A 23,134-nucleotide genomic window follows, 5' to 3' on the forward strand; every position below is an offset into this window, starting at 1 on the left:
CCCACCCGATTAGCGGATTGACGTGTTGACCGACTATACTCTTATTCATTTGCCCTACTCTACGGACCTGATAGATAACTACCAGGCCTTGTTGGATTTACCCGGGTTTGCACTGCTGGAAAGTGTCGACAGGATACGAGGACGTTATGACATCCTGACCGCTTGCCCCTATGACACGCTGGTTATGCGGACAGCAGATGATTTGCACTGGTTTGTCGAGCGGTTTAAAGCGGCATTGCCGTCGCGCTCCCTGCCGCTTAATTTACCGTTTCAAGGCGGCGCCCTTGGTTTTTTCTCCTATGATTTGGGATGCGCTCTGATGGGTATTCCTGTTGAGCAGCCGTCGTCGCTACCTGGAACAAAGCCGCTGGCTGCATTGGGTTTTTACGATTGGGCCATCATTACGGATCACCAGCAGAAAACGGTGCAACTGTTCGCAGCCAATAGCCAGCCCGCGACCCGTGCGCTGCTTACCGAAGTCCTGTCCCGTTGGCATCATCCATCCTCGGGCCGTTACCCCGCGAAAATCAGCCCGTTTATACCCTTAATTACCCGGGAGCAATACCGCACAGCGTTTACCCGGATTCAACAAGCCCTGCAGGAAGGTCGATGTTATCAGGCCAATTATACGCAACCTTTCCTGGCCCGTTATGAAGGACGCAGTTGGGATCTTTATACTCGCATCAGGCACAATAATCCGGTCCCTTTTGCCGCCTACCTTAAGACTTGCGAAGGCGATATTGTCAGCTTTTCCCCTGAACGGTTTATGAAAATGGAGAATGGCGCCTTACTGGCCTCGCCAATTAAAGGGACAGAACGGCGCTCGCCTGATCCAGCCATCGATGAACACTATAAAAATCGCCTGCTGGCCAGTGAGAAAAACCGTGCGGAAAATGTGATGATTGTCGACATGATGCGCAATGATTTCAGTAAAATCGCAAAACCGGGTACAGTGAATGTCAGCCATCTATGCGATTTACAAAGTTTCGCGGCGGTGCATCACTTGGTCAGTGACGTGGAGGCCCAGTGCCGTGAGGGCGTTTCGCCGGTGGACGCTTTTCTGTCCTGTTTCCCCGGGGCATCCATTACGGGTGCGCCGAAACGTGAGTCCATGCGGGTTATTGCTGAGCAGGAGCATTTCCGACGTGGGGTTTACTGCGGCAGCATCGGCTATTTTTCCGCCCACGGCCGCCTGGATACCAACATTGCTATCCGTACCTTGCTAACCGGGCAGCAGCAAGTCAGCCTGTCAGCTGGTGGCGGTATCGTAATTGATTCCAATTGTGAGGAAGAATATCAGGAATGTTTTACTAAAATTGCGGCCATCAGCCGGGAGCTTGAAAAAAATGGATAGGAAGAAGACAGGGCACGATGCCGCAGTTATCGTGCTGGTTGAGGAAAGCAGTCAATCATTGATCCTAACTCAACGAAGCCCGCAACTCAAAAACCATCCTGGTGAAATCTGTTTTCCAGGCGGTCGTTGGCAGCCTGGTGATCTGGATTTTTACCGCACGGCGTTAAGGGAATTGTGGGAAGAGCTCGGGATTGACGCCGGGCGTATTCATTCCGAAGTCCCGTTGGCAGTGGAAAAAACGTTGACGGGTTTTATTATCCACCCCTGGCTTGCCAAAATCAAAGCCCTTCATCCTTACCGGCTTGATGATCAGGAAGTGGCCGATGTATTTCGTATCCCATTAAATGAGGTGTGCAGAAAAACAAATTACCAACCGATTCGCATTGAACGTGAGGGGATGGTGTTTGAATCCTGCCGATATGTGGGTGAGTCTGACCGGTTCGTCTGGGGCGCAACCGCACGCATCATGATGCAGTTGTGCGCCCTTGATTTAAGCCATTAATTACCCGCGCAAAGCCCGGCGCAGAATCTTGCCGACGTTGGTTTTGGGCAATTCATGGTAGAACTCAACCACTTTGGGAATTTTGTAGGCGGTTAAATGCTCTTTGCACAATGCGATAATTTCCTCTGAGGTCAATTCCGGATCGCGTTTGACAATACAGGCTTTAACGCGCTCGCCGGTTTCTTCATGCGGTTCGCCGACAACGCCTACTTCAAGAACGCCGGGATGCATGCTGATCACCTGCTCTACTTCGTTAGGATAGACGTTGAAACCTGAGACGACGATCATGTCTTTTTTACGGTCAACTAAGTAAACAAAACCTTTGTCATCCACCGTGGCAATATCCCCCGTACGCAGGAATCCATCCTTGGTGAAAACCAAAGCGGTTTCATCCGGCCGTTGCCAATAGCCGGCCATGACCTGTGGCCCTTTCACGCACAATTCGCCTGGGGTACCGAGCGCCACTTCCTGCCCGGTTTCGTCGCGGATGGAAATATCGGTGGAGGGTAAGGGCAAGCCGATGCTGCCATTGTAATCTTCAAGGTACATGGGGTTGATGGTTACGGCAGGCGAAGTTTCTGTTAAGCCGTAGGCTTCCAGTACGCGGGTTTTCGTCATTTCTTTCCAGCGCAGGGACACGCTTTTCTGTAAAGCCATGCCCCCGGACAGCGCGAGTTTAACCTGAGAGAAATCGACATCCTTGAATTTGGGATTATTAAGCAGTGCATTAAACAGGGTATTAACTCCCGTGATGGCCGTAAAACGGCTGCTCTTGATTTCATGAATGAAATGCGGAATATCCCGTGGGTTGGTGATGAGGATATTTTTCGCACCGGCTTTAAGGAAAGTCAGGCAATTGGCGGTCAACGAGAAAATGTGATAAAGGGGCAGGGCGGTGACAATAATGTCCTGTTCCTCGATATGCATGGGTTTAATCCAGGCGTAGGCCTGCAACACATTGCAAACCATATTCCCATGGGTTAATACCGCGCCCTTGGCAACACCAGTGGTGCCTCCAGTATACTGCAGGAAGGCGATATCCTGATGATTCAATGACACGGGTTTGAGCGTTTTACCGCTGTGTTGTTTCAGCGCTTCATTAAAACGGATAGCCATGGGTAAGTGGAAATGCGGCACCATTTTTTTAATGTATTTGACTACGGCATTCACCAGGATGCGCTTGACCGTTGGAAAAACATCGCCTATCTCGGTCACCACGACGTGCTTAATGCCGGTATGGGGCAGGGCCTTTTCCACCGTTTTGGCAAAATTGGCCAGCACGATGATGACCTCGGCGCCGGAATCATTCATTTGATGAATCAATTCGTCACTCGTGTAAAGCGGGTTGGTGTTCACAGCGATAAATCCGCCGCGAAGCAAGCCAAAAAGAGCAATAGGGTATTGCAGAACATTCGGCATCATCAGAGCAACGCGGGTTCCCCGCTTTAATCCCAATTGTTGCAGGTACAATGCGAATTGATAGCTTTTTCTGTCAAGTTCCTCATAGGTCAATTCACAACCGAGATTCACATAGGCTGTTTTTTTGGCATGCGCCTTACATGAATCTTCAAATAAAGAGACAAGGGAGGCATGCTCTTCCGGATTAATTGTATGGGGAACGCCCTCTTGGTATTGCGCCAACCATATTCTATCCACGATGATGTCCTTCTGTTATTTATTGCCTCATGCTAGTATAAATAAAAAAGTCAGTGATGGATATCGTAGTTATGGCAGATAATTTGTTGAAATCACAAGCATTTAAACTCAAAGGCAGGCTTTATACGTTTACCGTGCTGCAATTATTGAATCAGGAACTCACTGTTTTTGAGCATTATTTGGATGAAGTGATCGCCAAAGCACCCAAATTGTTTGATAATACGCCGGTCGTATTGGATTTCACGGCGATTCAAGACAGTGAAATTGATCTCCAGGCGTTTTGCCAGGCACTGCGTTTAAAAAATATTTTACCCGTGGCCATCCAGGGGGCCAACCCCTTGCTGAATTCAATCGGGCAATGCATGGGGCTTGCGGTTCTCCACGCCTCATCGACTCATGACAAGCCCTTGCTCGATGATGTTTCTGATGATGCAGCCCCAGCCGCTGAGCCGATTAAAAGTAAATTATTAACGACCCAGGTGCGTTCCGGCCAGCAGGTGGTTTGCAAAGGCGGGGATTTAGTTATTGCCGCCTCGGTCAGTCATGGGGCGGAATTGCTGGCCGACGGGAACATCCATGTTTATGGTGCGTTACGGGGACGGGCCTTAGCCGGCATGTCCGGGGACAGGCAAGCGAGGATATTCTGCCAGTCACTGGAAGCGGAGCTGGTATCCATTGCCGGATTTTATCGCTTAAGTGATGCCATTGAACCGCATCAGGGACCCTGTCAGATCTATCTTCAGGATGAACATATCCAGATCGAGCCTCTATGCTAGAGGCTGTTTTTATTTCCGATCTCCATCTGCATCCTGATGTACCGACCATCACGCAGCGTTTTCATGCCTTCATGAATTGGGCTGTGGCCAACGCAAAGACACTTTATATTCTCGGTGATTTTTTCCATGTCTGGCCAGGGGACGATGGCATCGACGAATGGAGTTTAAGCATTGCCAGCTCGCTGGCGAAGGCTTCTGCGCAAGGATTAAGCATTTATTACCTGCACGGTAACCGCGATTTTTTACTGGGAAAACGCTTTGCCGCCCTGGCCGGTATGACGCTCTTGCCGGATCCTCACCTTATTACTTTGGACGGTTTACCGGTTTTGCTGACTCATGGTGACCGTTATTGCACGCTGGACAAGGCGCATCAGCGTTTCCGCCGCTTAACCCGTAACCGCCTGTTCATTTCATTCTTTTTAAGGTTACCCTTTAGCTACCGCAACCAGTTGGTCAGCCATATCCGGCAACGCAGCCAGCAACAGCGCAACAAGGATGAACGCATGATGGACGTGGTGGTGAGTATTGTGCTTAAAGACCTTCGCCATCATGGTGTGCAGCGGGTGATACACGGGCATACCCATAAACCAGGACTGAGCGCCTATCATGAACAGGCGCTGGATTATTATCGGTATGTGCTCAGTGATTGGGATGACACGCCCAGCATACTGTGTTATGATAAACCAAAAGGTTTTGAATTTGTACAGCCTATTCGATGAGGAATGATTATGAAAACCCGTGAACAGATAGCCAGAGAAGAAGAGGCCAAAAAAATCCTGGAGGAGGAACGCGACCGCTCCATCCGTAAGGCACTTACTGACAAGGAAGTGGAAAAACAAGCCCAACTTAAAGGCGAGATGGATGTGCTGCGCAAGGAAGAACGCGATATCAAATTGATTGAAAAATGGGCTCAAGTCGGAAAAGCTGCTGATGATCTGTTGGCCCGCGGGATGGAAGGATATAACGAATGGATGACGATCATGATGAATATCCTTAACGCCTGCAGAACCTTGCACGCCGCACTTTGTGTGACATTTGATGGTATTCCAGTTGAGCCGCTGGTAAAGGGGCTTTTGGATAGCAAACTGGGTTTTGCCCCACTGGTTAAAATGCTGGATGAAAAGGGGTTGCATCTGGGTGATAAAATAGGTGACAAATTACGCGAAAAAGGATGGAAAAAAGATGATTTATTTCCCCTTAAATTGAATATTGATTTCACCGACAAAGGGGGAACTACCCTGTCTGTCACCTATGATGGCAAGCCTCTACCTGACGAGCAACAGGACGTATTCAAGACAGGTTTCCTGGCTTGGGCAAAAACACGGGATTATGTCATCGATAACAGTCAGAATCCTCCTGTTTTAAAGAACAAAACCACCCAACAGCCCATGACAAAAGAAACCTTCATTCAGCTGAACGCGGATGACCAAAAAAGCCTGCAAAGTTTCTTTTCTCACCGCTATCATATGAATGCGGAAATGGATAAAGTAACCTCCTCCACGCCCGCGCCTTAATCGTCAAGCCTTTAAAGACAGGGAACGCCGCTGTGGAAGCGGAAAACCCTGTCTCCGCTGGTTATCAGCGCATTTTCCCGCTCGATAAATTCTGCCAGGCGTTCGCTGAAATTAATCCCGCAATCAGATGCCAGACTTAAGTAATTCTCAAAATGCCGTGCCTCTGATTTGACTAAAGACTGATAAAATTTCTGCAACACCTGGTCTTTAAGGAAAGGGATTAAGGCGTTGAAGCGTTCGCAGGAGCGGGCTTCAATGATGGCGCCGACCAGCAATTGCTCGCACAGACGCTGCTTGCCGTCGCGGCGAATGACCAGGGCATGCAGTTGCTGGGCATAGGCAGACGGGTGCAGGGGGCCAAATGTGAGGCCGCGTGCGGCCATTAAATCAATCACTTTCTCAAAATGAAGCAATTCTTCCCTTGCTAGAGGCGACATCATGGCGACCAGCGCCTTGTTTTCGGGGTACTTGCTCATGAAGTTGATTGCGGTAGCCGCCGCTTTCCGCTCACAATGGGCATGATCAAGCAAGAGGAGGGGAATGTGATTGACAGCCGTCTCTATCCAGGCTTTAGGCGTTGGTGTCTTTAAAAAATCAATTAACATTTGCAAATCATTGGGGAGAGGGTTTAGCATCAGATTATTAATCTATAATAGGTTTAACCGCCTTATATCACAGACAGTTGTAAAATCAAGTTGGAAAAAGAATGAGCGAAGAGCAAACGGAAAATGATTTATCAATGTGGCTTTCCACCTATGGATTGATTACAGTTGAACGCCTGCTTGAGCGGTATAAAATTAAGCTGAGCCATGACGATCTGCTGAACGCGCTCAAAAAACCGCATACATTTTACCATCAATTGCTCCGACTGCCTTTACGCAACGTGTTTAACGGCATTATTTTTCAACAGGCCCGGGATTATCAGGTTTATGGGCAAAAATTATACATTGATTACCTGCTATCGGGTGAAAGTGGTAAAAGCGACACCTCGCCGGGCGCTCAAACGCGGGAAACTTTAAATGCCGAACGGGAGAAACTCGTGGCTATGGGCGAGAGTTTTCATCAGGAGGAGTTAAAGCAGGACAAACTGATTGCTCAAAGTCAATCCATGCTGATTAAACATGCTGCCAATTGGAACGAGGCGTTGTTGCGTGTAGCCAAAGAAATTAGCGATGAATTACGCCGCAATCGAATTAATCAAAGTAATGAGCAAATCAAACAGGCGGTTTTGTCCTTGTTGGCACACCATGATTTTGACCACCCTGAGCCTGATGCAGCATATTGGCAAAGCGTGGCCGCGCAATTGGGATTGACTTTAAATAACGAAATAAAGGCGGTTTTTATTGAAAAAATAGCTCAACTGAATCGATTTAACCGCGACACGGATGAGGCAGCCCAGGCGTTCAGCCACCGCATAACCGAGATGTCACACACGCTGAAGCGTTACCGCGAGGAATTTAAAGCCGCTATTATCAAAGCGAATGAACTCTTAATTCAGCTGCCCGACTACAAAATAAACCCGGTTCAGACCGAGATCAATCGGGAAGAACTTCACTTTGATGCCAGCATCGGCGATCAATCCTGACGGCAGGTTATGAAGGGCTGCGGCCTCCTGGAGATATTTTGCGTTAATCATTAGCTAATCGCGCTGGTTTTCAGGTATAATATGCCCCTTTATTTAACATTGGAGTAGCATTCATGGCACAAGAACTCACGTTATCCATTATTAAACCTGACGCCGTAGCCAAATCCGTAATTGGTGAGATTTATTCCCGTTTTGAAAAAGCTGGTTTGAAAATCGTTGCCGCCCGTATGGCTCAACTTACCCGTGAACAGGCCGAAGGCTTTTACGCTGTGCATAAAGCGCGTCCTTTTTTCAATGATCTGGTTACCTTCATGATTTCAGGTCCGGTGATGATTCAAGTCCTGCAGGGCGAAAACGCCATTGCTAAAAACCGTGATTTAATGGGTGCGACCAATCCAAAAGAAGCTGCTCCCGGAACGATTCGTGCTGATTTTGCCGACAGCATTGATGCCAATGCCGTCCATGGTTCAGACAGCGCTGAAACCGCACACCAGGAAATTGCGTTCTTTTTTGAACCGCACGACGTGTGCACACGATAAGCCGTTATTGAGAAAATCATGAGCAGTAAAGTCAACCTGTTGAATTTTAACTACCAGCAAATGCGCGATTTTTTCACCGAACTCGGTGAAAAGCCTTTCCGTGCCCAGCAGGTATTGCAATGGATTCATCAGGCTGGCTTCAACGATTTCGCGCAGATGACCAATTTGGGTAAGACCCTGCGCGAAAAGCTTTCACAGGTAGCTGAAATTCGCCTGCCTGAAATCATCAGTTGCCAGAAATCCAGCGATGGGACCCATAAATGGTTGCTTAAGCTGGACTGCGGTAACTCCATTGAAACGGTATTTATCCCTGAAGCCACTCGCGGTACCTTGTGCGTATCGTCTCAAGTAGGATGTGGCTTAAACTGCAGTTTCTGTTCGACCGCCAAGCAGGGGTTTAACCGTAATCTAAGCACGGCTGAGATCATTGGTCAGGTTTGGCTCGCTGTTCGTGAGTTGTCAACAAGTCAGGGACACCATGACAAAAAAGTGACCAATGTGGTGATGATGGGCATGGGTGAGCCATTGCTTAATTTTGATCATGTGGTCACCGCCATGGATTTAATGATGGATGATTTTTCCTACGGTTTGTCCAAGCGCCGTGTGACCTTAAGCACCTCCGGCGTTCTGCCCGATCTTATCCGTTTGAGGGAAGTGAGCCCGGTATCGCTAGCGGTCTCGCTCCATGCGCCAACCGATGAGTTGCGCAACATACTGGTACCCATCAATAAGAAGTACCCTCTCGCTAAACTCATGGACGTTTGCAGGACTTACTTCAAGGATGAGCCCAAGCGTAAGGTGACTTTCGAATATGTCATGTTAAAAGGGGTCAATGATCAACCCGAACATGCGAATCAATTAATCAAATTGCTGCACAATGTTCCGGCTAAAGTGAATTTGATCCCGTTTAATCCTTTCCCCATGACGCAATACGAGCGCTCGTCCAAAGAAACCATCGATGCCTTCAGGGACCGATTGATTGCCAAAGGCATCAACACGATAACCCGCAAAACCCGCGGTGATGACATTGATGCTGCCTGTGGCCAGTTGGCGGGGAAGGTCAATGATCGCACCAGTCGCTCCCAGCGCTGGCAGAAATTGCATTTTATGCCCCAAAAACCCGAGGAATTTAACGAAGAATCCTTCACATAAGCGTTTTGAAATTCAGGTATTCATGGTTATAATGCTCAATCTTTTCTAACGCGTTGTGATTACTGTGTTAAGACAATTACGCTTGCCGTTGAACTTACTGAAAGAACAGGCTGGCCCGATAGCCGGTTTTACTCCAAACCATTCCCCGTTCATGTCGGTTAAAGCCATGTTCCGCTTTCTCCTGTTCTGCGGTCTGCTGACCTTACTGCAGTCCTGTCAGCACAGTATGGAGGCTAAACGGCAAAAAGCCGAAAACGTTCAGAAACTCAGTGACGCGGCCTCATTCAATGTACAGTTAGGCATGGGCTATTTAAAGCAGGGCGACAGGCCGAGAGCGAAACGCAAGCTGCTCACCGCCCTGGAGTTGGCGCCGGATTCACCGGATGTGAATGTCGCCATGGCTTATTTCCTTGAAAAAACAGGCGACATGGAGGAGGCCCGCATTTATTACAAAAAGGCCTTGTCTTTGGCGCCTAACAGTGGTGCGCAACTGAATAATTTCGGTACTTTTCTATGCCGTGCCGGTAAATACAAAGAGGCAGAAAGCTATTTTTTAAAAGCGGTGAGTGATGTTCACTACGTGCACAGCGCCGGCGCTTATGAGAACGCCGGCTTATGCGCTACCGCCGTGCCGGATTATGCCAAGGCCGAAATTTATTTCAGCAAAGCGCTGGAGCAGGATCCGGAGCGCAAGCAGTCGTTGCTGGAGATAACGACGATCGCTTTAAAACAAAATCAACCGGATAAAGCGCTGAAGTATTTACAGAAATATCAGGAGTTATCATTAAATGATCCTGTTTTGTTAAGCCTGGCGGCGGATGCCGCGACCAAATTGGGGAAAACAGAGGTTGCTGCGGATTATCAAGCGCGCCTGAATAAATTAACCCGTAATACCGACTATGCCGGAGATAAAAATGAATTCGACAGTGCCAATGGATGAAGCGCAAGCAGATAACCTGATCCAAAACCCGGGTGCCCAGTTAGCCCTTATTCGGGAAAAGAAAGGGTACAGCCGTGAATACGTCGCGGGTAAACTGCACCTCAGGGTGCGGTTAATTGAGCTTCTTGAAGAGGATGCCTATGAACAAATGCCGGAGCCGGTTTTTGTCAAGGGATACTTTCGTGCTTACGCCAAATTACTCGGTGTTGCAGCCGAACCCTATGTGTCGTCCTTTAACAAAACAGTGGTGGCTGAACGCAAGCCTGAAAAGGCAGCTTTGTGGCAAAGCAAGCGGGAATCGCATCGTGGCGAGCGTGCAGTGCGCTGGATAACAGCCTGCATTGTTATTGCTGCGGTGGCGGCGGTGAGTTTCTGGTGGCAAAAAAACAGCGACAAGCCATTGTTTTTTACAAAAAACGATAGCCAGGTGACTTCGCTCAAAAAACCTGATGCCAATGAGGTGGAACAGCAGATTGAAGTCAAGCTCACGGATATTTCCAAGATGCAATCCATGTTTCGATTAAACTCAGACACCTCAACGGAGAAGTAATTTGGTTGAGAGAATCCAAGCAATCCGGGGTATGAACGATGTCCTGCCCCATCAGACGGCGATGTGGCGTAATCTGGAAACCTTGTTCATCCAGTGCCTGTCTCAATATGGCTACCAGGAAATACGATTTCCTTTAGTCGAAAGTACGCAGCTTTTCAAACGTACTATTGGTGAAGTAACCGATATTGTCGAAAAAGAAATGTATACTTTTACTGATTTGAACGGGGATAGCCTCACCTTGCGCCCGGAAGGAACAGCAGGTTGTCTGCGCGCCTGTCTTGAACATGGCCTATTGCATAATCAGCAACAGAAGTTATGGTACATCGGTCCAATGTACCGTCATGAAAAGCCACAAAAGGGACGGTACCGCCAGTTTAATCAATTTGGCGTGGAAGTCCTCGGTATCGATGGTGTGGCAATAGAACTTGAGCTTTTGGCTCTTTGTGCCCGATTATGGAGGACGCTCGGCATCGAGCAGTCGGTGCGTTTAGAGATTAACACCCTGGGTGAACTGTCAGAGCGTCATGCTTATAAAGAAAAACTGGTGCAGTTTTTCAAAGCCAATCTGGATGTCCTTGATGAGGACAGCTTAAGGCGCCTTGAAAAAAACCCCTTACGAATTCTGGATAGCAAAAACCCCGATATACAGGCTTTGGTGAGCCAGGCGCCACGTCTCATCGATGCATTAGGCAGTGAAAGCAGATGCCATTTTGATAAGCTGTGTGCAGGCCTTGAGACGCTGGGTATTGCATATGACATTAATCCCTTTCTGGTGAGAGGACTGGATTATTATGGTCACACGGTATTTGAATGGGTTACTGATCAGTTAGGCAGTCAGGCGACTGTCTGTGCTGGCGGGCGCTATGATGCGCTGGTTGAACACTTGGGCGGCAATAAAACGCCTGCCATTGGTTTTGCCATGGGTGAAGAGCGGTTGTTGCTGTTGATGGAAACATTACAACGCGTGCCGGAATTCTGCAAAAAGCCTTCGCTGTTTCTTATTGCCAGCGGGGATGAGGCGCTGATGCGTGCACTGACCCTGGCTGAAGAGTTACGTCATGTCAATCCAGACTGGTGTGTCATGACCAATACAGTCGGTGGAGGATTTAAAAGCCAATTTAAGAAAGCCGACAAGAGCGGTGCTGATTTTGCCCTGATTTTAGGGGATGATGAGGTAAAAAATGGGTTAGTGAGCCTTAAAAACTTGCGTAATCAGGAAGATCAGGTCACTATCCCACAACAGGATTTAGCAACTCATTTACAGACTATCTTGGATGATGGCAGGAGAAGATGATGTCGGTTTATATGACTGAAGAAGAGCAATTAGAAGCGATTAAAAAATGGTGGAATCGTTACAGCACGGTAATAACAGTCATTCTGTCGTTTATCATGCTGGGTGCTGCCGGCTACAAATATTGGCATTGGCATCAGGAAAAAATAAATACGCAGGCATCATCGGCCTACGAGCACCTGATGGTTGCTTTTTCCAATCATGATAATAAAGGGATTAAGTCCTATGCCAAACAGTTAATAAATGACTATGGTCAAACGGTTTATGCTGATGCGGCAAGAATGACGCTGGCCAAGCTGCTGGTTAATAAAGAAAAGTATAACGAAGCTCGGGAATTGTTGAATCAGGTCGCTTCGGCATCCAGGGTTTCTGCCTTAAAACAAATTGCCAAAATACGCATTGCTCGTTTGCTTGTGGCGGAGAAATCCTATGACAAGGCTTTAACGGAATTGTCCGTTGTGGATGATAATGCCTACATGCCGGTCATTAATGAATTGAAAGGCGATATTTATGCGGCCACCGGTAAATATCAGCAGGCGATTATTTCTTATAAGGAAGCCATTACCGAGGTTCGTACTCATGGCATGGGCAATCTCTTTCTTGAGATGAAAACCAATGAATTGGCGGCCATGACTCAGTCTACGACTGTAGATAATCATTCCTTACAAGCTGCATAATAAGAGGTTTTATGTTTCTTAAGTTAAGTAAAAACATGATGGCGCTGGCATTGATTGGTTTATTGCCAGCCTGTAGTAAAATTGATGATTACATGCTCGGCAAAGACAATACGCCGCAACCCTCCGAGTTAAAACCAGTCAAAGCCAAAGTGGCAATGATTGAAAAATGGAATGCGCCTGTTGGTGGGTCAAGAAAAAATGAGACCTACCTTCGTTTGAGGCCAACTGTCGCTGGCAATGTACTGTACAGTGCGGATCATAGCGGGTATGTTCAGGCTATTGATAAATCAACCGGCGCTCAGCAGTGGGCTAAAAAAGTACCCTATGCGCTTGTTAGCGGCCCGGCAGTTGGTGATGGCAGCCTGATACTGGCCTCTGATGATTCCTCCATCATTGCTTTAAAACAACAGGATGGTTCCGAGCTCTGGAAAGCCAAGGTATCGGGCGAAGTATTGGCAAAACCCATTATTTCTCATGGCAAAGTCATCGCCAAAACGATTGACGGCAACCTGTACGCTTTTGATGTGCACTCGGGCGAGAAAAAATGGGTCTCTGTGCATGGGGCTCCCAATCTGATTCTTAAAGCCAGCTCGTCACCTGTGGTCATGGGCAATGTGGTTGTTGTGGGTTACTCCGATGGTAAAATGGATGCGGTCGATTTGGAATCCGGGCACTTGCTGTGGCAAAAAAGCCTTGTGTATGCGACAGGATCCAGCGATGTTGAACGGTTAGTCGATATTGATGCCGATCCGATTATTCGCGGTAATGTGGCTATTCTCGGCAGTTACCAGGGTTATATTGGCGCCATTTCGCTGACCGATGGGCAATTCCTGTGGAGCAAACCCGTGTCGCTTTATAAAAATATGGTTGTTCGTGGAGGGAGTTTGTACCTCACTGACAGCAATGACGTCATTTGGGCTATCAATACCCGCAATGGCCAGGTGAACTGGAAACAGGTTGCCTTAAAAGCCCGAGGATTGACAGAACCCGTGTTAATGGGCGATCGCCTGTTTGTGGGTGATAAAACCGGCATGATGCATGTGTTGTCAACACAAAGCGGCGAATTTCTCGCCAGGGCGCCGATGAATGGTGCTGTGAGCGTCGCTCCGCTGGCATTAGGTAATAACCTTTATGTCATGACGTCGAATGGTAAATTAAGCCGTTATACAGTGAGCTAAATCGATGATACCTGTTATTGCTCTGGTTGGTCGGCCCAATGTGGGTAAATCGACGCTCTTTAATCGTTTGACGCGTACGCAGAATGCTTTGGTTGCCGATTTCCCGGGATTAACCCGCGATCGGCAATACGGGGAAGCAGTTTATGAAGAGAAACCATTCATTGTGATTGATACCGGCGGCGTCGGTGTTGATGATGAGGCAGTGGATGAACTCATGTCCAGGCAATCAGAGATTGCTTTGGACGAAGCCAATATCGTGCTTTTTCTCGTGGATGCGAGAGCCGGATTAACCGGTATCGATGAGCAGATTGCACTGCAATTGCGAAAAATAAACAAACCGGTTTTCGTGGTGGTGAATAAAAGCGATGGTCTCGATGAAGAAATTGCTACCGCTGACTTTCAATCATTAGGCTTCAATCAGCTGTATGCTGTTTCGGCTGCCCATGGGCGGGGTATACACTCGTTGCTGCGCGCCATGACCGATGATTTCCCACCGGCTGCGGAAGAGGACAGCAGCGGCGACAAGGGAATCAAAATTGCTTTTGTTGGGCGTCCCAATGTGGGTAAATCTACCCTGGTTAACCGTATTCTCGGCGAAGAGCGGGTTGTTGTGTATGATATGCCGGGAACAACCCGCGACAGCATTGCCATACCCTTTGTCCGTGATGAAAAAAATTACATTTTGATTGATACCGCGGGTGTCCGCAGACGATCACGCGTCGATGAAAAAATTGAAAAATTTTCTATTATCAAAACCCTGCAATCCATACGCGAATCTCATGTTTGCCTGATGCTCCTTGACGCAAGAGAGGGGTTAACCGAACAAGACATGCACCTGCTGGGCTTTATTGTCGAATCAGGCAAGGCTTTAGTCATTGTGGTAAACAAGTGGGATGGACTTGATGACTCACACAAAGACCACGTTAAAGACGAATTGGCTCGACGCCTTCATTTTGTCCAATTTGCAAAAACGCGCTTTATTTCTGCACTGCATGGCAGTGGGGTCGGTTTATTATTCAATGACATTGAACAAGCCTACCGTTCTGCCATGCAGGGGTTATCGACGCCTAAATTAACCCGGCTGCTGCAGGATTTGGTGACTCAGCATAATCCACCCTTAGTCAGCGGGCGCCGGATTAAATTACGCTATGCCCATGCTGGCGGACACAATCCGCCTATCATCGTGATTCACGGTAACCAACTGGATGCTTTGCCCGACAGTTACAAACGCTATTTAACCAATGCGTTTATCCATCATCTCAATTTGGTGGGAACCCCCTTGAAACTGGAGTTTAGAGGCAGTGAAAACCCATTTAAAGGGAAAAGAAATAAATTAACGGAACGGCAGGTCAAGCGCAAAAGGCGATTGATGAAGCATGTGAAAAAGCGTTAATCCTGTGGTGCGGCAGGTGGAATCACGTTGTCGTACACATGGACTAAAATATGTCGAAGTGCTGTAATCCGCTCAATCAGCTCATCGTCCAGTTTGCAGCCTTTTTTGAGAAAGATAAACCCTTCGCTGGATTTCAAATCCCTTGATAAGACCATGCCGTTGATTAATTGATGCGGCTCTAACGCCTTTTCCATCAAGGCGGTCTGTTGTTCCGGTAGCGACGCAATAATATCCATGAACAGCAACAATAATTTTCGGTCATAGCGTTCTTCATTTTCTTTCATATAAGCCAAAGCTTGTTTGGCAGGGTATTTTTCTTGAAAAATCAATCCATACATCAATTCGTTGTAATCGACGGCAATGGAAAGTATGGCTGAGAAAAGCGGGATGGAATCGCCTTTAACCCCATGCGGATAACCTTTGCCATTAAAGCGCTCCCGGTGATAAAGAATGGTATTGACGACCTCTTTTAAAGAAGGAAAGGCAGAAAGGGACATGGCGCCTAACATAGGGTACTGTTTGAATTCCTGATATTCCCGGGTTGTCAGTTGGGCGAAAGGCTTAAACCGTATCTCTTCACGCAAACCGTTGCGGCCCAGATTATGAAGCATAGCCGCAAGATAAACGGTCTGAATTTCTTTTTCAGTGAGGTGCATGGCTTTTGCCAGAAGTTTGGCATGAGTGGCTACTTTGCGTGAATACCCCTTGTTGTGAGTTTCATTTAATTCCTGAATGGATAAAAAAACCTGAATGGCGGCTTCGTGTGTTTCCTGTAAATCACCATAACTGCGGTGAAGTTCAGCTGTGCGTTTTTGGATTTTCTCTTCCAATTGGGTATTTAAAAGCTTTAATTTTTCATTCTGCTGGTTAATCAGTTCCTGCATGATGCGATTTTGATCGCGCAGCAGTTTATTCTCCAGCATGCTGTTAATCGCGCTGAGCATTTCCTCTTTTTTAGACGATTTGGCAAGATAGTAATTCACCTGGCCGACATTAATGGCGACAATCGCTGTATGAATATCATCATATCCTGTCATCAGGATGCGCCGGACATCCGGCCAACGCTCAGCCGCTTCCTTGAGAAATTCTGCGCCGCTCATCTGCGGCATGCGCATGTCGGAGATAATGATATCAACGGGGAGGGTTTCAAGAATTTTAAGAGCATCCAAAGCGGATTCTGCAGTATGGACATTATATCCTTCGGGGGTTAATGTGCGCTTAAGGCTGATGAGGGTGCTGGGCTCGTCGTCAACAATTAACAATGTGGGCTGCACGGCTTATCCTCCTGAAGCGGACTAACATTTTTATTAGTATAGACAAATTTGGCAGGCCAATAATTTGATGAATGAGTAAAGTAATTGATAAATCGATAAATTACCAATCATCGGTCTGGTACTGGGTTATTATAGTCAATACGAGGTATGATTAATCCATTCGGTAGTTAAAAGAAGGTTTATGCGCATGAAAAGAACAAAAAATGGCTTGTGCATGCTATTTCTTGCTTTGAGTACCCACGCTTACGGCACCGCCGGTATGCCCCCTTTTGCCAGCATCGAAGACATGCAGGCCAAGCTGGTTAAGGGTGAAATCACCTGTACGGATGTGCTTAACCGTTACCTCGACAGGATAAAGCAATATAACCTGGGCGGGGATGACAAGCCACCGATTAATGCATTGACGGTCATCAATCCCCAAAGCATGGCTGCGGCTCAGGCACTGGATGATTATTATGCTAAAACCCACCGTTTGACTGGACCGTTGCATTGTGTGCCCATAATTATCAAAGACAATATCGATTCCTATGATTCAACGAGTACAGTGGGTAGCCTTGCCTTGCTGGGTAATCAACCGGCTAAAGATGCCTTTTTAGTGGATCGGTTAAGAAAAGCGGGTGCTGTCATTTTAAGCAAAGGGGGCATGGATGAGTTGGCTTCGGGTATGTTTGGCATCAGCAGCCGCAGCGGCCGTATAGGCAACCCTTACGATACCGAAAAAAATCCCGGCGGCTCAAGCGGAGGAACAGCTGCCGCCGTGAGTGCAGGCTTTGCCCTGGCAGGAATCGGAACGGATAACAGCGGCTCCATCCGCATACCCTCGGCATTTAACGCCTTGTATGGGTTGCGTCCCAGTACGGGATTGCTCAGTCAACAGGGGATTTTCCCGAATGGCAATCTGGATGGCACGGCAGGTCCCATAGCCCGCCGTATTGAAGACCTGGCTTTAATTCTTGATGCAATCGCTCAACCGGATCCTGAGGATAGCAAAACACGGCCTGTACCCCGAGTAAAAACTTACCGGTCATTTCTCAATAAAGAAGGATTGCGGGGCAAACGCTTAGGGATAGTATGTCAGGTTGGTCTAATCAACACGTTTCAGTCGATGCCGAAAGACATTGAACAACTCCTGCAAACGACACTGACAAAACTCAGCGGCGCGGGAGTTACCGTCATTGATAATATTTATCTCACAGATTTTATTAATAATCGTAACGTCAACATGTCCGGGATGGGTGAGGAGATCAATGGCTATTTTAAATCATTTGCCAGTGTGCGCAAAAATTACCGCGACTTTTGCCAGTCCAACCGCACGCGGGTCTATGGCAATGTAAACGAATGTCTCCAATTTTTAACTAACTTGCCGGCTAAAGATAGCCGCGCTTACCACGAGGCGCTGCAGCGTTTTTCCAACAACCGAGCCTATGTTGAAAAATACATGCGTGATAATCAATTGGATGTTCTGTTGATGCCGATTAGCCGGGTGGGTGAGGCGACTTATGATGCCTATCAGGTCAATACCTGGCAGGCTCCAGTGGCCTCCAATGCCGGCTTGCCCGCTTTAAGTATCAATATAGGCTATACAAAAGAAGGCATGCCAGTTGGGGTTGAGTTAATAGCCGGATCATATAAGGAGGGTCTTTTGCTCGAAATAGGCTATGCCTATGAGCAACACATCGCACCGGCCCTGATTCCACCGCCTATGCCGCGCGAAAATGAAAAACTGGCGCATATCGATGTGGCGTCCTATAACAACCTGCTCACTGAAATAGGTTATCAAAGTTTTTATCAGGTGCTTAAAGATAATCAAAAAGAAGAAATAGAGGAGGCGCTGACACCAAAACGGTTTACCGACATTGCCCGTCGAGTCATTCAGGCATGGCCTCTAGCGCATGCGTAATGTTAATACATCACAAGGGGCATGATGGACCACAGCATGGGCTGTACTCCCTAAAAAGGCAGGCAAATGCGACGGCGCATGGCTACCGAGAATCACTAACTCGCAGCCCAGTTCCTTTACCTTTTTGAGCGCCAGTTGTTTAATGGAGCCGATTTCAACATGCTGCTGCGCCACAGGGATCCCCAGGGCTTCGCCCAGGATAGACATGACAGTCACCGCGTCGTCTTTCACCGGGTTGCCTAATTCAGCAAAACCCAGTCCCTGGGCTAATTGCAACGAAGCGGGTGGTTCTATTACATGAAGAAGATGAAGTGTGCCTCCAAATGCTTTGGCGATGGCCGCGGCTTTCTGGCACATGGCAAAATGGTTTTCTTTTAAATCCGTGGCATGCAAAATGTTGGCGTACACGATTCCCTCGCTAAAAACCGCCGTGCTTATATGATAGTGTAGTTAGTTCTTTAGAAAAGACAAATGCAATTAAAATTGCACGGCATCAGCCAGCAGGCGACCATCAGGAAGTTTGACCAGTAGATTAATGCTTAGTAAGGGAAGGCAGGCAAAATCCCGCTCCAACAATCGGGGATGAGGGATAGTCAACTGCAGGCTATTTAAGACCAGTGGACCAAACAGCAAAATATCAATGTCCAGGGTTCGCGCACCCCATTTAAGCTGACGCAGGCGGCCTTGGTTTTGTTCAATTTTGTGACAATGCGCCAGCAAAACGCGTGGAGAAAGCCTGGTTTCAAGTTCGGCGACGGTGTTGGTAAAACGAGGTTGTGCTTTTCTTCCCCAGGCTTCATTTCGATAAAAAGGAGCCACTTGTAAAAGTCGGGTTTCGGGAAGAGTTCGCAAGGCAGCCAAAGCACGGCGTAACTGCCTCTCAGCCGAGCCAAGATTGCTGCCTAAGCCTAAATAAACACGGGTCATGACACGGTTTTAGGCTTGTGGCGGCGTTTTGGTTTTCGCGAAGGCGGTGGGGCTAAGGCAGCAATCATCGCGGCCTGTTCCTGCTCGGACACATCCTGAAACGTGGTCCACCATTGGGCCAGCTCCATGGATTCGTCACCAGCCAATGCCCTGAGGGCAAGGAAATCAAAGGCAGCACGAAAGCGGGGGTGTTCTAACAGGTTTAAGGCTCTTCCGCCATGGCGCTTATTAAAGCGAAATTGCAGGAGCCACATTTCCCGCATCACCTGGGTAAAGCGCTTGGGTATGGCGATAACCTTGTTTTGCTCAGTGATTACATGATTCATGGCCCGTTCCAGCGCCGGCAGGGCTGGGATATTTTCTTCCTGTTGCAATTGCAGGGTTTTAGCCTTAAGCGGGAACCAAAGCAACACGGCAAATAGAAAAGCAGGCGTTACCGGTTTGTTATCCCGAATACGCGAGTCTGTGCTTTCAAGCGCAATTCCTAAAAGCGCATTCACCGGGTAGTCGCTGTTTAACAGGCGATGTGTTTGCTCAAAGATTTCGGCAAATAGCCCATGCTCTTGCAATAAACGTTGCACGCGTTCACTTTCGCCACATTGATACAGCTTGGTCATTTCGTCAAAAAGGCGCGAACCGGAAACATGACGAATCAGCGGGCTTAACTGAACGAGCGGGGCGCTGGTTTCTGGCGCCATATTAAAATGCAGCTTGGCGCAAAAGCGGATAGCCCGCAGCATGCGGACAGGATCTTCCTGATAACGGGTGACCGGATCCCCGATCATGCGAACCACACGATCGTGGACATCCTTGACTCCACCGGTAAAATCAACAATGGAGGCATCTTCCATGTTGTAATACAGCGAATTGATGGTGAAATCGCGCCGCCAGGCGTCTTCATCCAGGGTGCCGTAGACATTGTCGCGTACCAGCATGCCCTGTTCATTGGTTTGCTGGTTGGCATCCATGGCCTCACTGCCCCGGAAGGTCGCCACTTCGATGATATCGCGATGGAAAATAATGTGAACCAGTTTAAAACGACGGCCAATAATGCGTGCGTTACGGAACAGTTTTTTAATTTGAATGGGCGTGGCATTGGTCGCCACATCAAAATCTTTCGGTGATTTGCCCAATAAAAGATCGCGCACGCTTCCGCCAACAAGATAGGCCTCAAATCCCGAACTGCTTAAGCGATTAAGTACTTTAAGGGCGTTGGGGCTGATATCTGTTTTCGATAAACGATGATGATTACGGGGAATGATGTAGCTGGCATTAACAGGCACTTGTTTAGTCCTGGATTTCCGTAACAGCTTTTTAATGAGCTTAATTATTGTCTTCACCTGCGCGCGTTAATTGAACATGGGCGCGTTATTATAACGAATCTCTTTCTCAATGTGAATCATTTACCTGACCGGCGCGATCATGGAGAATAGCTGTATTTTCCATCTTTAAAGAGATTACAAATGGATGTTGTTGATATTATCGTGAGCTTATTGGCCCTGGTTGTTCTTGAGATTGTTCTGGGAATCGATAACCTGGTTTTTTTGTCCATTTTGACTGAAAAATTACCGGCTGAAAAACGCCGCAAGGCCAGGCGCTGGGGCTTGACGTTTGCCTGGGTTACCCGCTTGATGCTGCTGGCTTCTGCCGTGTGGCTGGTTAAATTAACCCGTCCATTTATCCATATTGGTGCGTTTAATTTTTCGGGCCGCGATTTATTTTTGTTGGCGGGCGGGGCGTTTTTAATCGCCAAAGCGACGCAGGAAATTCACCACGAGGTCGGGGAGGAGCCGACTTCCAAGGTGCTTAGCGGCAAGGGCGCAGCCACGTTTAAGGCCGTGGTTTTTCAGGTGGCGGTTATGGATATCATTTTTTCACTGGACAGTGTTTTGACGGCCATTGGCTTAACGACGCGTTTCTGGGTGATGGCGACTGCCATAACCTGCGCCATTTTAGTCATGATTTATGCCAGTGAGCCAGTGAGTCGGTTCATTGAAAAACACCCGACGGTGAAAATGTTGGCTTTGAGCTTCCTGATTTTAATTGGCATGGTGCTGGTCGCTGACAGCTTTTCTTTCCATATCCCGCGTGCCTATGTCTATTTTGCCATGGCCTTTTCTTTAGGAGTCGAAATGCTTAATTTGTTGCGAAGCGCGCGCCGCAACCGAAAAAAAACATAGGCACCTTTGCGCAACCGGTTAAACGTGTTAACACTCAAACCGGTTGCCTACTCCATTTCAATCATTTCAAAATCTTCTTTCCCCGCACCGCAATCTGGACAAAACCAGTTTTCGGGTACTTCTTCCCAACGGGTTCCAGGCTCGATGCCGTCTTCTGGCCAGCCTTCCGCCTCATCATAAATAAATCCGCAGATCACGCAAATATAGCGTTTGTATTCTTGCATACCGGTTGCCTCAACTAAAAAAGCGGTAATTTAACCACAGTCAAAACCAATGTAAAGTTTATCAGCATTTTTTTGCCACACTCTTAAAAACTGGATACTATAGCATTTTTTTTTGGCAATGGAGTCGTCATGAGCAATTCACATGCATTATTTCTACAGGCCCAGTCTGTTATTCCTGGCGGTGTCAATTCACCGGTCCGTGCGTTTAAGGGCGTTGGCGGTGAGCCTATCTTCTTTAAGCAGGGCAAAGGGGCTTATCTTGTGGATGTGGATGACCGGCACTACATTGATTATGTGGGTTCCTGGGGACCTTTAATTCTTGGCCATTGCTTCCCATCCGTGGTTGATGCCGTTTCGAATGTACTTTATAACGGCATGAGTTTTGGCGCGCCGACCGAGCTTGAGGTGCGGCTTGCAGAGAAAATCATTGAATTGATGCCAGCCATTGAACAGGTACGCATGGTGAACTCTGGTACTGAAGCCACCATGACGGCCATCCGTTTAGCCAGAGGATACACTGGCAAAAACAAGATTATTAAATTTAACGGATGCTACCATGGCCACAACGACAGTTTATTGGTCAAGGCGGGTTCAGGGTTGTTGACCTTAGGCATTCCCGCGACGCCGGGTATTCCTGCGAGCATTACCGAGCATACGCTAACGGCTGATTTCAACGATCTGGAGCAGACTGCCCGTCTGATGGAACAGTTTGCTGATGACGTGGCCGCCATTATCCTTGAACCGGTGGCCGGCAACATGGGATTTGTCCTGCCGAAACCCAAATTTTTGCAGGGTCTGCGCCAATTGTGCGATACATACAAGAGCGTGCTTATTTTTGATGAAGTGATGACTGGTTTTCGCGTGGGATTGGGCGGCGCCCAACAGGTCTTTAAGATAACCCCCGATCTGACGACGCTTGGCAAAGTCATAGGCGGCGGCATGCCGGTTGGGGCTGTCGGCGGTAAGGCGGATATCATGTCCCATCTGGCGCCGCAGGGACCCGTTTATCAGGCAGGAACCTTGTCGGGCAATCCCCTGGCCATGGCTGCGGGTCTTGCCACCCTTCAAGAAATTGCCAAACCGGGTTTTTATGAGCAATTAAGCCTGACGACCAGCCAACTGGTTAAGGGATTACAGCAGGTTACCGCGGATATGGGGATTCCCTTTTTTGCTGCCTCGTTGGGTGGTATGTTTGGTTTTTGTTTTAATGGCAAATCATCAATCGATAATTATACCGACGTAGCGGCTTCCGATGAAACCCTGTTTAAACAGTTTTTTCATGGCATGCTGAAAAAAGGGATTTATTTCGCCCCGTCCATGTATGAGGCCGGCTTTGTGTCCAGTGCGCATGCAGAGGAGGAGTTGAAATTGACGCACCTGGCTGCAGAGGCCGTGCTGGCTGAATGCACTCAGGTTAATGCTTAAGCAATAAACTTGTTTTCGCGTTTGTCTGTCGGGCTTTTCCCCCTCCTGTTTCTATGGTATTAGCTATAGGAATAGGGGGGATTTATTGACGTATTGA

General features: G+C 48.0%; 24 protein-coding genes. 17 read left to right on the top strand and 7 right to left on the bottom strand.

Annotation, left to right across the window (positions count from 1 at the left end):
- The first annotated feature begins 25 nt into the window (after positions 1-25).
- Both pabB and Lery_RS05385 read left to right on the top strand, forming a co-directional pair.
- On the top strand, positions 26-1,354 hold the full coding sequence (gene pabB, locus Lery_RS05380; protein WP_058526492.1) for an aminodeoxychorismate synthase component I: 1,329 nt from the start codon (positions 26-28) through the stop codon (positions 1,352-1,354).
- Positions 1,347-1,856: an NUDIX hydrolase gene (locus Lery_RS05385; protein WP_058526236.1), complete on the top strand. Its 510-nt coding sequence runs from the start codon at positions 1,347-1,349 to the stop codon at positions 1,854-1,856. The genes pabB and Lery_RS05385 overlap by 8 nt, the downstream gene beginning before the upstream one ends.
- Here Lery_RS05385 and Lery_RS05390 read toward each other — a convergent pair whose 3' ends face one another.
- On the bottom strand, positions 1,857-3,512 hold the full coding sequence (locus Lery_RS05390; protein WP_058526237.1) for an AMP-binding protein: 1,656 nt from the start codon (positions 3,510-3,512) through the stop codon (positions 1,857-1,859).
- Between the two features lie 71 nt (positions 3,513-3,583).
- On the opposite strand from Lery_RS05390, the gene minC reads away from it, so the two are divergent.
- Genes minC through Lery_RS05405 form a run of 3 tightly spaced genes read left to right on the top strand, consistent with a single transcriptional unit; the run spans position 3,584 to position 5,802 of the window.
- A complete protein-coding gene (gene minC / locus Lery_RS05395) occupies positions 3,584-4,288 on the top strand; it encodes a septum site-determining protein MinC (RefSeq protein WP_058526238.1) in 705 nt (234 codons plus the stop codon).
- A complete protein-coding gene (locus tag Lery_RS05400) occupies positions 4,282-5,007 on the top strand; it encodes a UDP-2,3-diacylglucosamine diphosphatase (protein WP_058526239.1) in 726 nt (241 codons plus the stop codon). The genes minC and Lery_RS05400 overlap by 7 nt, the downstream gene beginning before the upstream one ends.
- 9 nt (positions 5,008-5,016) lie before the next feature.
- Positions 5,017-5,802, top strand: a complete 786-nt coding sequence (locus tag Lery_RS05405) for a hypothetical protein (protein WP_058526240.1) — start codon at positions 5,017-5,019, stop codon at positions 5,800-5,802.
- 11 nt (positions 5,803-5,813) lie between these two features.
- Here Lery_RS05405 and Lery_RS05410 read toward each other — a convergent pair whose 3' ends face one another.
- Positions 5,814-6,437, bottom strand: a complete 624-nt coding sequence (locus tag Lery_RS05410) for a MiaE family protein (RefSeq protein WP_058526241.1) — start codon at positions 6,435-6,437, stop codon at positions 5,814-5,816.
- Between the two features lie 71 nt (positions 6,438-6,508).
- Here Lery_RS05410 and Lery_RS05415 point away from each other — a divergent pair, with 71 nt between their 5' ends.
- The 9 genes from Lery_RS05415 to der all read left to right on the top strand — a co-directional run bounded on the left by Lery_RS05415 (position 6,509) and on the right by der (position 15,107).
- Complete coding sequence (locus Lery_RS05415) at positions 6,509-7,387, top strand: hypothetical protein (protein ID WP_058526242.1); 879 nt, start codon at positions 6,509-6,511, stop codon at positions 7,385-7,387.
- 113 nt (positions 7,388-7,500) lie between these two features.
- On the top strand, positions 7,501-7,926 hold the full coding sequence (gene ndk / locus Lery_RS05420) for a nucleoside-diphosphate kinase (protein ID WP_058526243.1): 426 nt from the start codon (positions 7,501-7,503) through the stop codon (positions 7,924-7,926).
- Between the two features lie 18 nt (positions 7,927-7,944).
- Positions 7,945-9,078, top strand: coding sequence for a dual-specificity RNA methyltransferase RlmN (gene rlmN / locus Lery_RS05425; protein WP_058526244.1), 1,134 nt, complete (start codon positions 7,945-7,947; stop codon positions 9,076-9,078).
- A gap of 64 nt (positions 9,079-9,142) precedes the next feature.
- Positions 9,143-10,018 carry a type IV pilus biogenesis/stability protein PilW gene (pilW, locus tag Lery_RS05430; protein WP_237759150.1) on the top strand — a complete coding sequence of 292 codons (876 nt, stop codon included), beginning with the start codon at positions 9,143-9,145 and terminating at the stop codon, positions 10,016-10,018.
- A complete protein-coding gene (locus Lery_RS05435) occupies positions 9,993-10,568 on the top strand; it encodes a helix-turn-helix domain-containing protein (protein WP_058526245.1) in 576 nt (191 codons plus the stop codon). Before pilW ends, Lery_RS05435 begins: the two co-directional genes overlap by 26 nt.
- Position 10,569: 1 nt before the next feature.
- Positions 10,570-11,862 carry a histidine--tRNA ligase gene (gene hisS, locus Lery_RS05440; RefSeq protein WP_058526246.1) on the top strand — a complete coding sequence of 431 codons (1,293 nt, stop codon included), beginning with the start codon at positions 10,570-10,572 and terminating at the stop codon, positions 11,860-11,862.
- Complete coding sequence (locus tag Lery_RS05445; protein ID WP_058526247.1) at positions 11,862-12,536, top strand: YfgM family protein; 675 nt, start codon at positions 11,862-11,864, stop codon at positions 12,534-12,536. The genes hisS and Lery_RS05445 overlap by 1 nt, the downstream gene beginning before the upstream one ends.
- Positions 12,537-12,547: 11 nt before the next feature.
- Complete coding sequence (bamB, locus tag Lery_RS05450; protein ID WP_237759152.1) at positions 12,548-13,714, top strand: outer membrane protein assembly factor BamB; 1,167 nt, start codon at positions 12,548-12,550, stop codon at positions 13,712-13,714.
- A 4-nt stretch (positions 13,715-13,718) separates the two neighbouring features.
- A complete protein-coding gene (gene der / locus Lery_RS05455) occupies positions 13,719-15,107 on the top strand; it encodes a ribosome biogenesis GTPase Der (RefSeq protein ID WP_058526248.1) in 1,389 nt (462 codons plus the stop codon).
- Here the strand turns inward: der and Lery_RS05460 are convergent.
- Positions 15,104-16,381: an HD domain-containing phosphohydrolase gene (locus Lery_RS05460; protein ID WP_058526249.1), complete on the bottom strand. Its 1,278-nt coding sequence runs from the start codon at positions 16,379-16,381 to the stop codon at positions 15,104-15,106. The two genes, der and Lery_RS05460, sit on opposite strands and share 4 nt — an antisense overlap.
- A gap of 187 nt (positions 16,382-16,568) precedes the next feature.
- On the opposite strand from Lery_RS05460, the gene Lery_RS05465 reads away from it, so the two are divergent.
- Entirely contained in the window at positions 16,569-18,281 is a 1,713-nt protein-coding gene (locus Lery_RS05465) for an amidase (RefSeq protein WP_162262954.1), read from the top strand.
- On the opposite strand, the gene Lery_RS05470 is transcribed toward Lery_RS05465, so the two are convergent.
- The 3 genes from Lery_RS05470 to pcnB form a co-directional block, all read right to left on the bottom strand.
- Positions 18,267-18,689 carry a universal stress protein gene (locus Lery_RS05470; protein ID WP_058526251.1) on the bottom strand — a complete coding sequence of 141 codons (423 nt, stop codon included), beginning with the start codon at positions 18,687-18,689 and terminating at the stop codon, positions 18,267-18,269. The two genes, Lery_RS05465 and Lery_RS05470, sit on opposite strands and share 15 nt — an antisense overlap.
- 69 nt (positions 18,690-18,758) lie before the next feature.
- Positions 18,759-19,208: a 2-amino-4-hydroxy-6-hydroxymethyldihydropteridine diphosphokinase gene (folK, locus tag Lery_RS05475; RefSeq protein ID WP_058526252.1), complete on the bottom strand. Its 450-nt coding sequence runs from the start codon at positions 19,206-19,208 to the stop codon at positions 18,759-18,761.
- A complete protein-coding gene (pcnB, locus tag Lery_RS05480; RefSeq protein WP_237759153.1) occupies positions 19,205-20,491 on the bottom strand; it encodes a polynucleotide adenylyltransferase PcnB in 1,287 nt (428 codons plus the stop codon). Before pcnB ends, folK begins: the two co-directional genes overlap by 4 nt.
- 180 nt (positions 20,492-20,671) lie before the next feature.
- Between pcnB and Lery_RS05485 the strand changes: the two genes are divergently transcribed.
- The gene (locus Lery_RS05485; protein WP_058526253.1) at positions 20,672-21,388 is read left to right on the top strand and encodes a TerC family protein; all 717 of its coding nucleotides are present in this window, start codon (positions 20,672-20,674) and stop codon (positions 21,386-21,388) included.
- Positions 21,389-21,435: 47 nt separating this feature from the next.
- Here the strand turns inward: Lery_RS05485 and Lery_RS05490 are convergent, their stop codons facing one another.
- A complete protein-coding gene (locus Lery_RS05490) occupies positions 21,436-21,612 on the bottom strand; it encodes a rubredoxin (protein ID WP_058526254.1) in 177 nt (58 codons plus the stop codon).
- 129 nt (positions 21,613-21,741) lie between these two features.
- Between Lery_RS05490 and hemL the strand changes: the two genes are divergently transcribed.
- A complete protein-coding gene (hemL, locus tag Lery_RS05495) occupies positions 21,742-23,037 on the top strand; it encodes a glutamate-1-semialdehyde 2,1-aminomutase (RefSeq protein WP_058526255.1) in 1,296 nt (431 codons plus the stop codon).
- Positions 23,038-23,134: the final 97 nt, after the last annotated feature.

Source organism: Legionella erythra (genome assembly GCF_001467615.1).
Taxonomy (GTDB): Bacteria; Pseudomonadota; Gammaproteobacteria; order Legionellales; family Legionellaceae; genus Legionella_C; species Legionella_C erythra.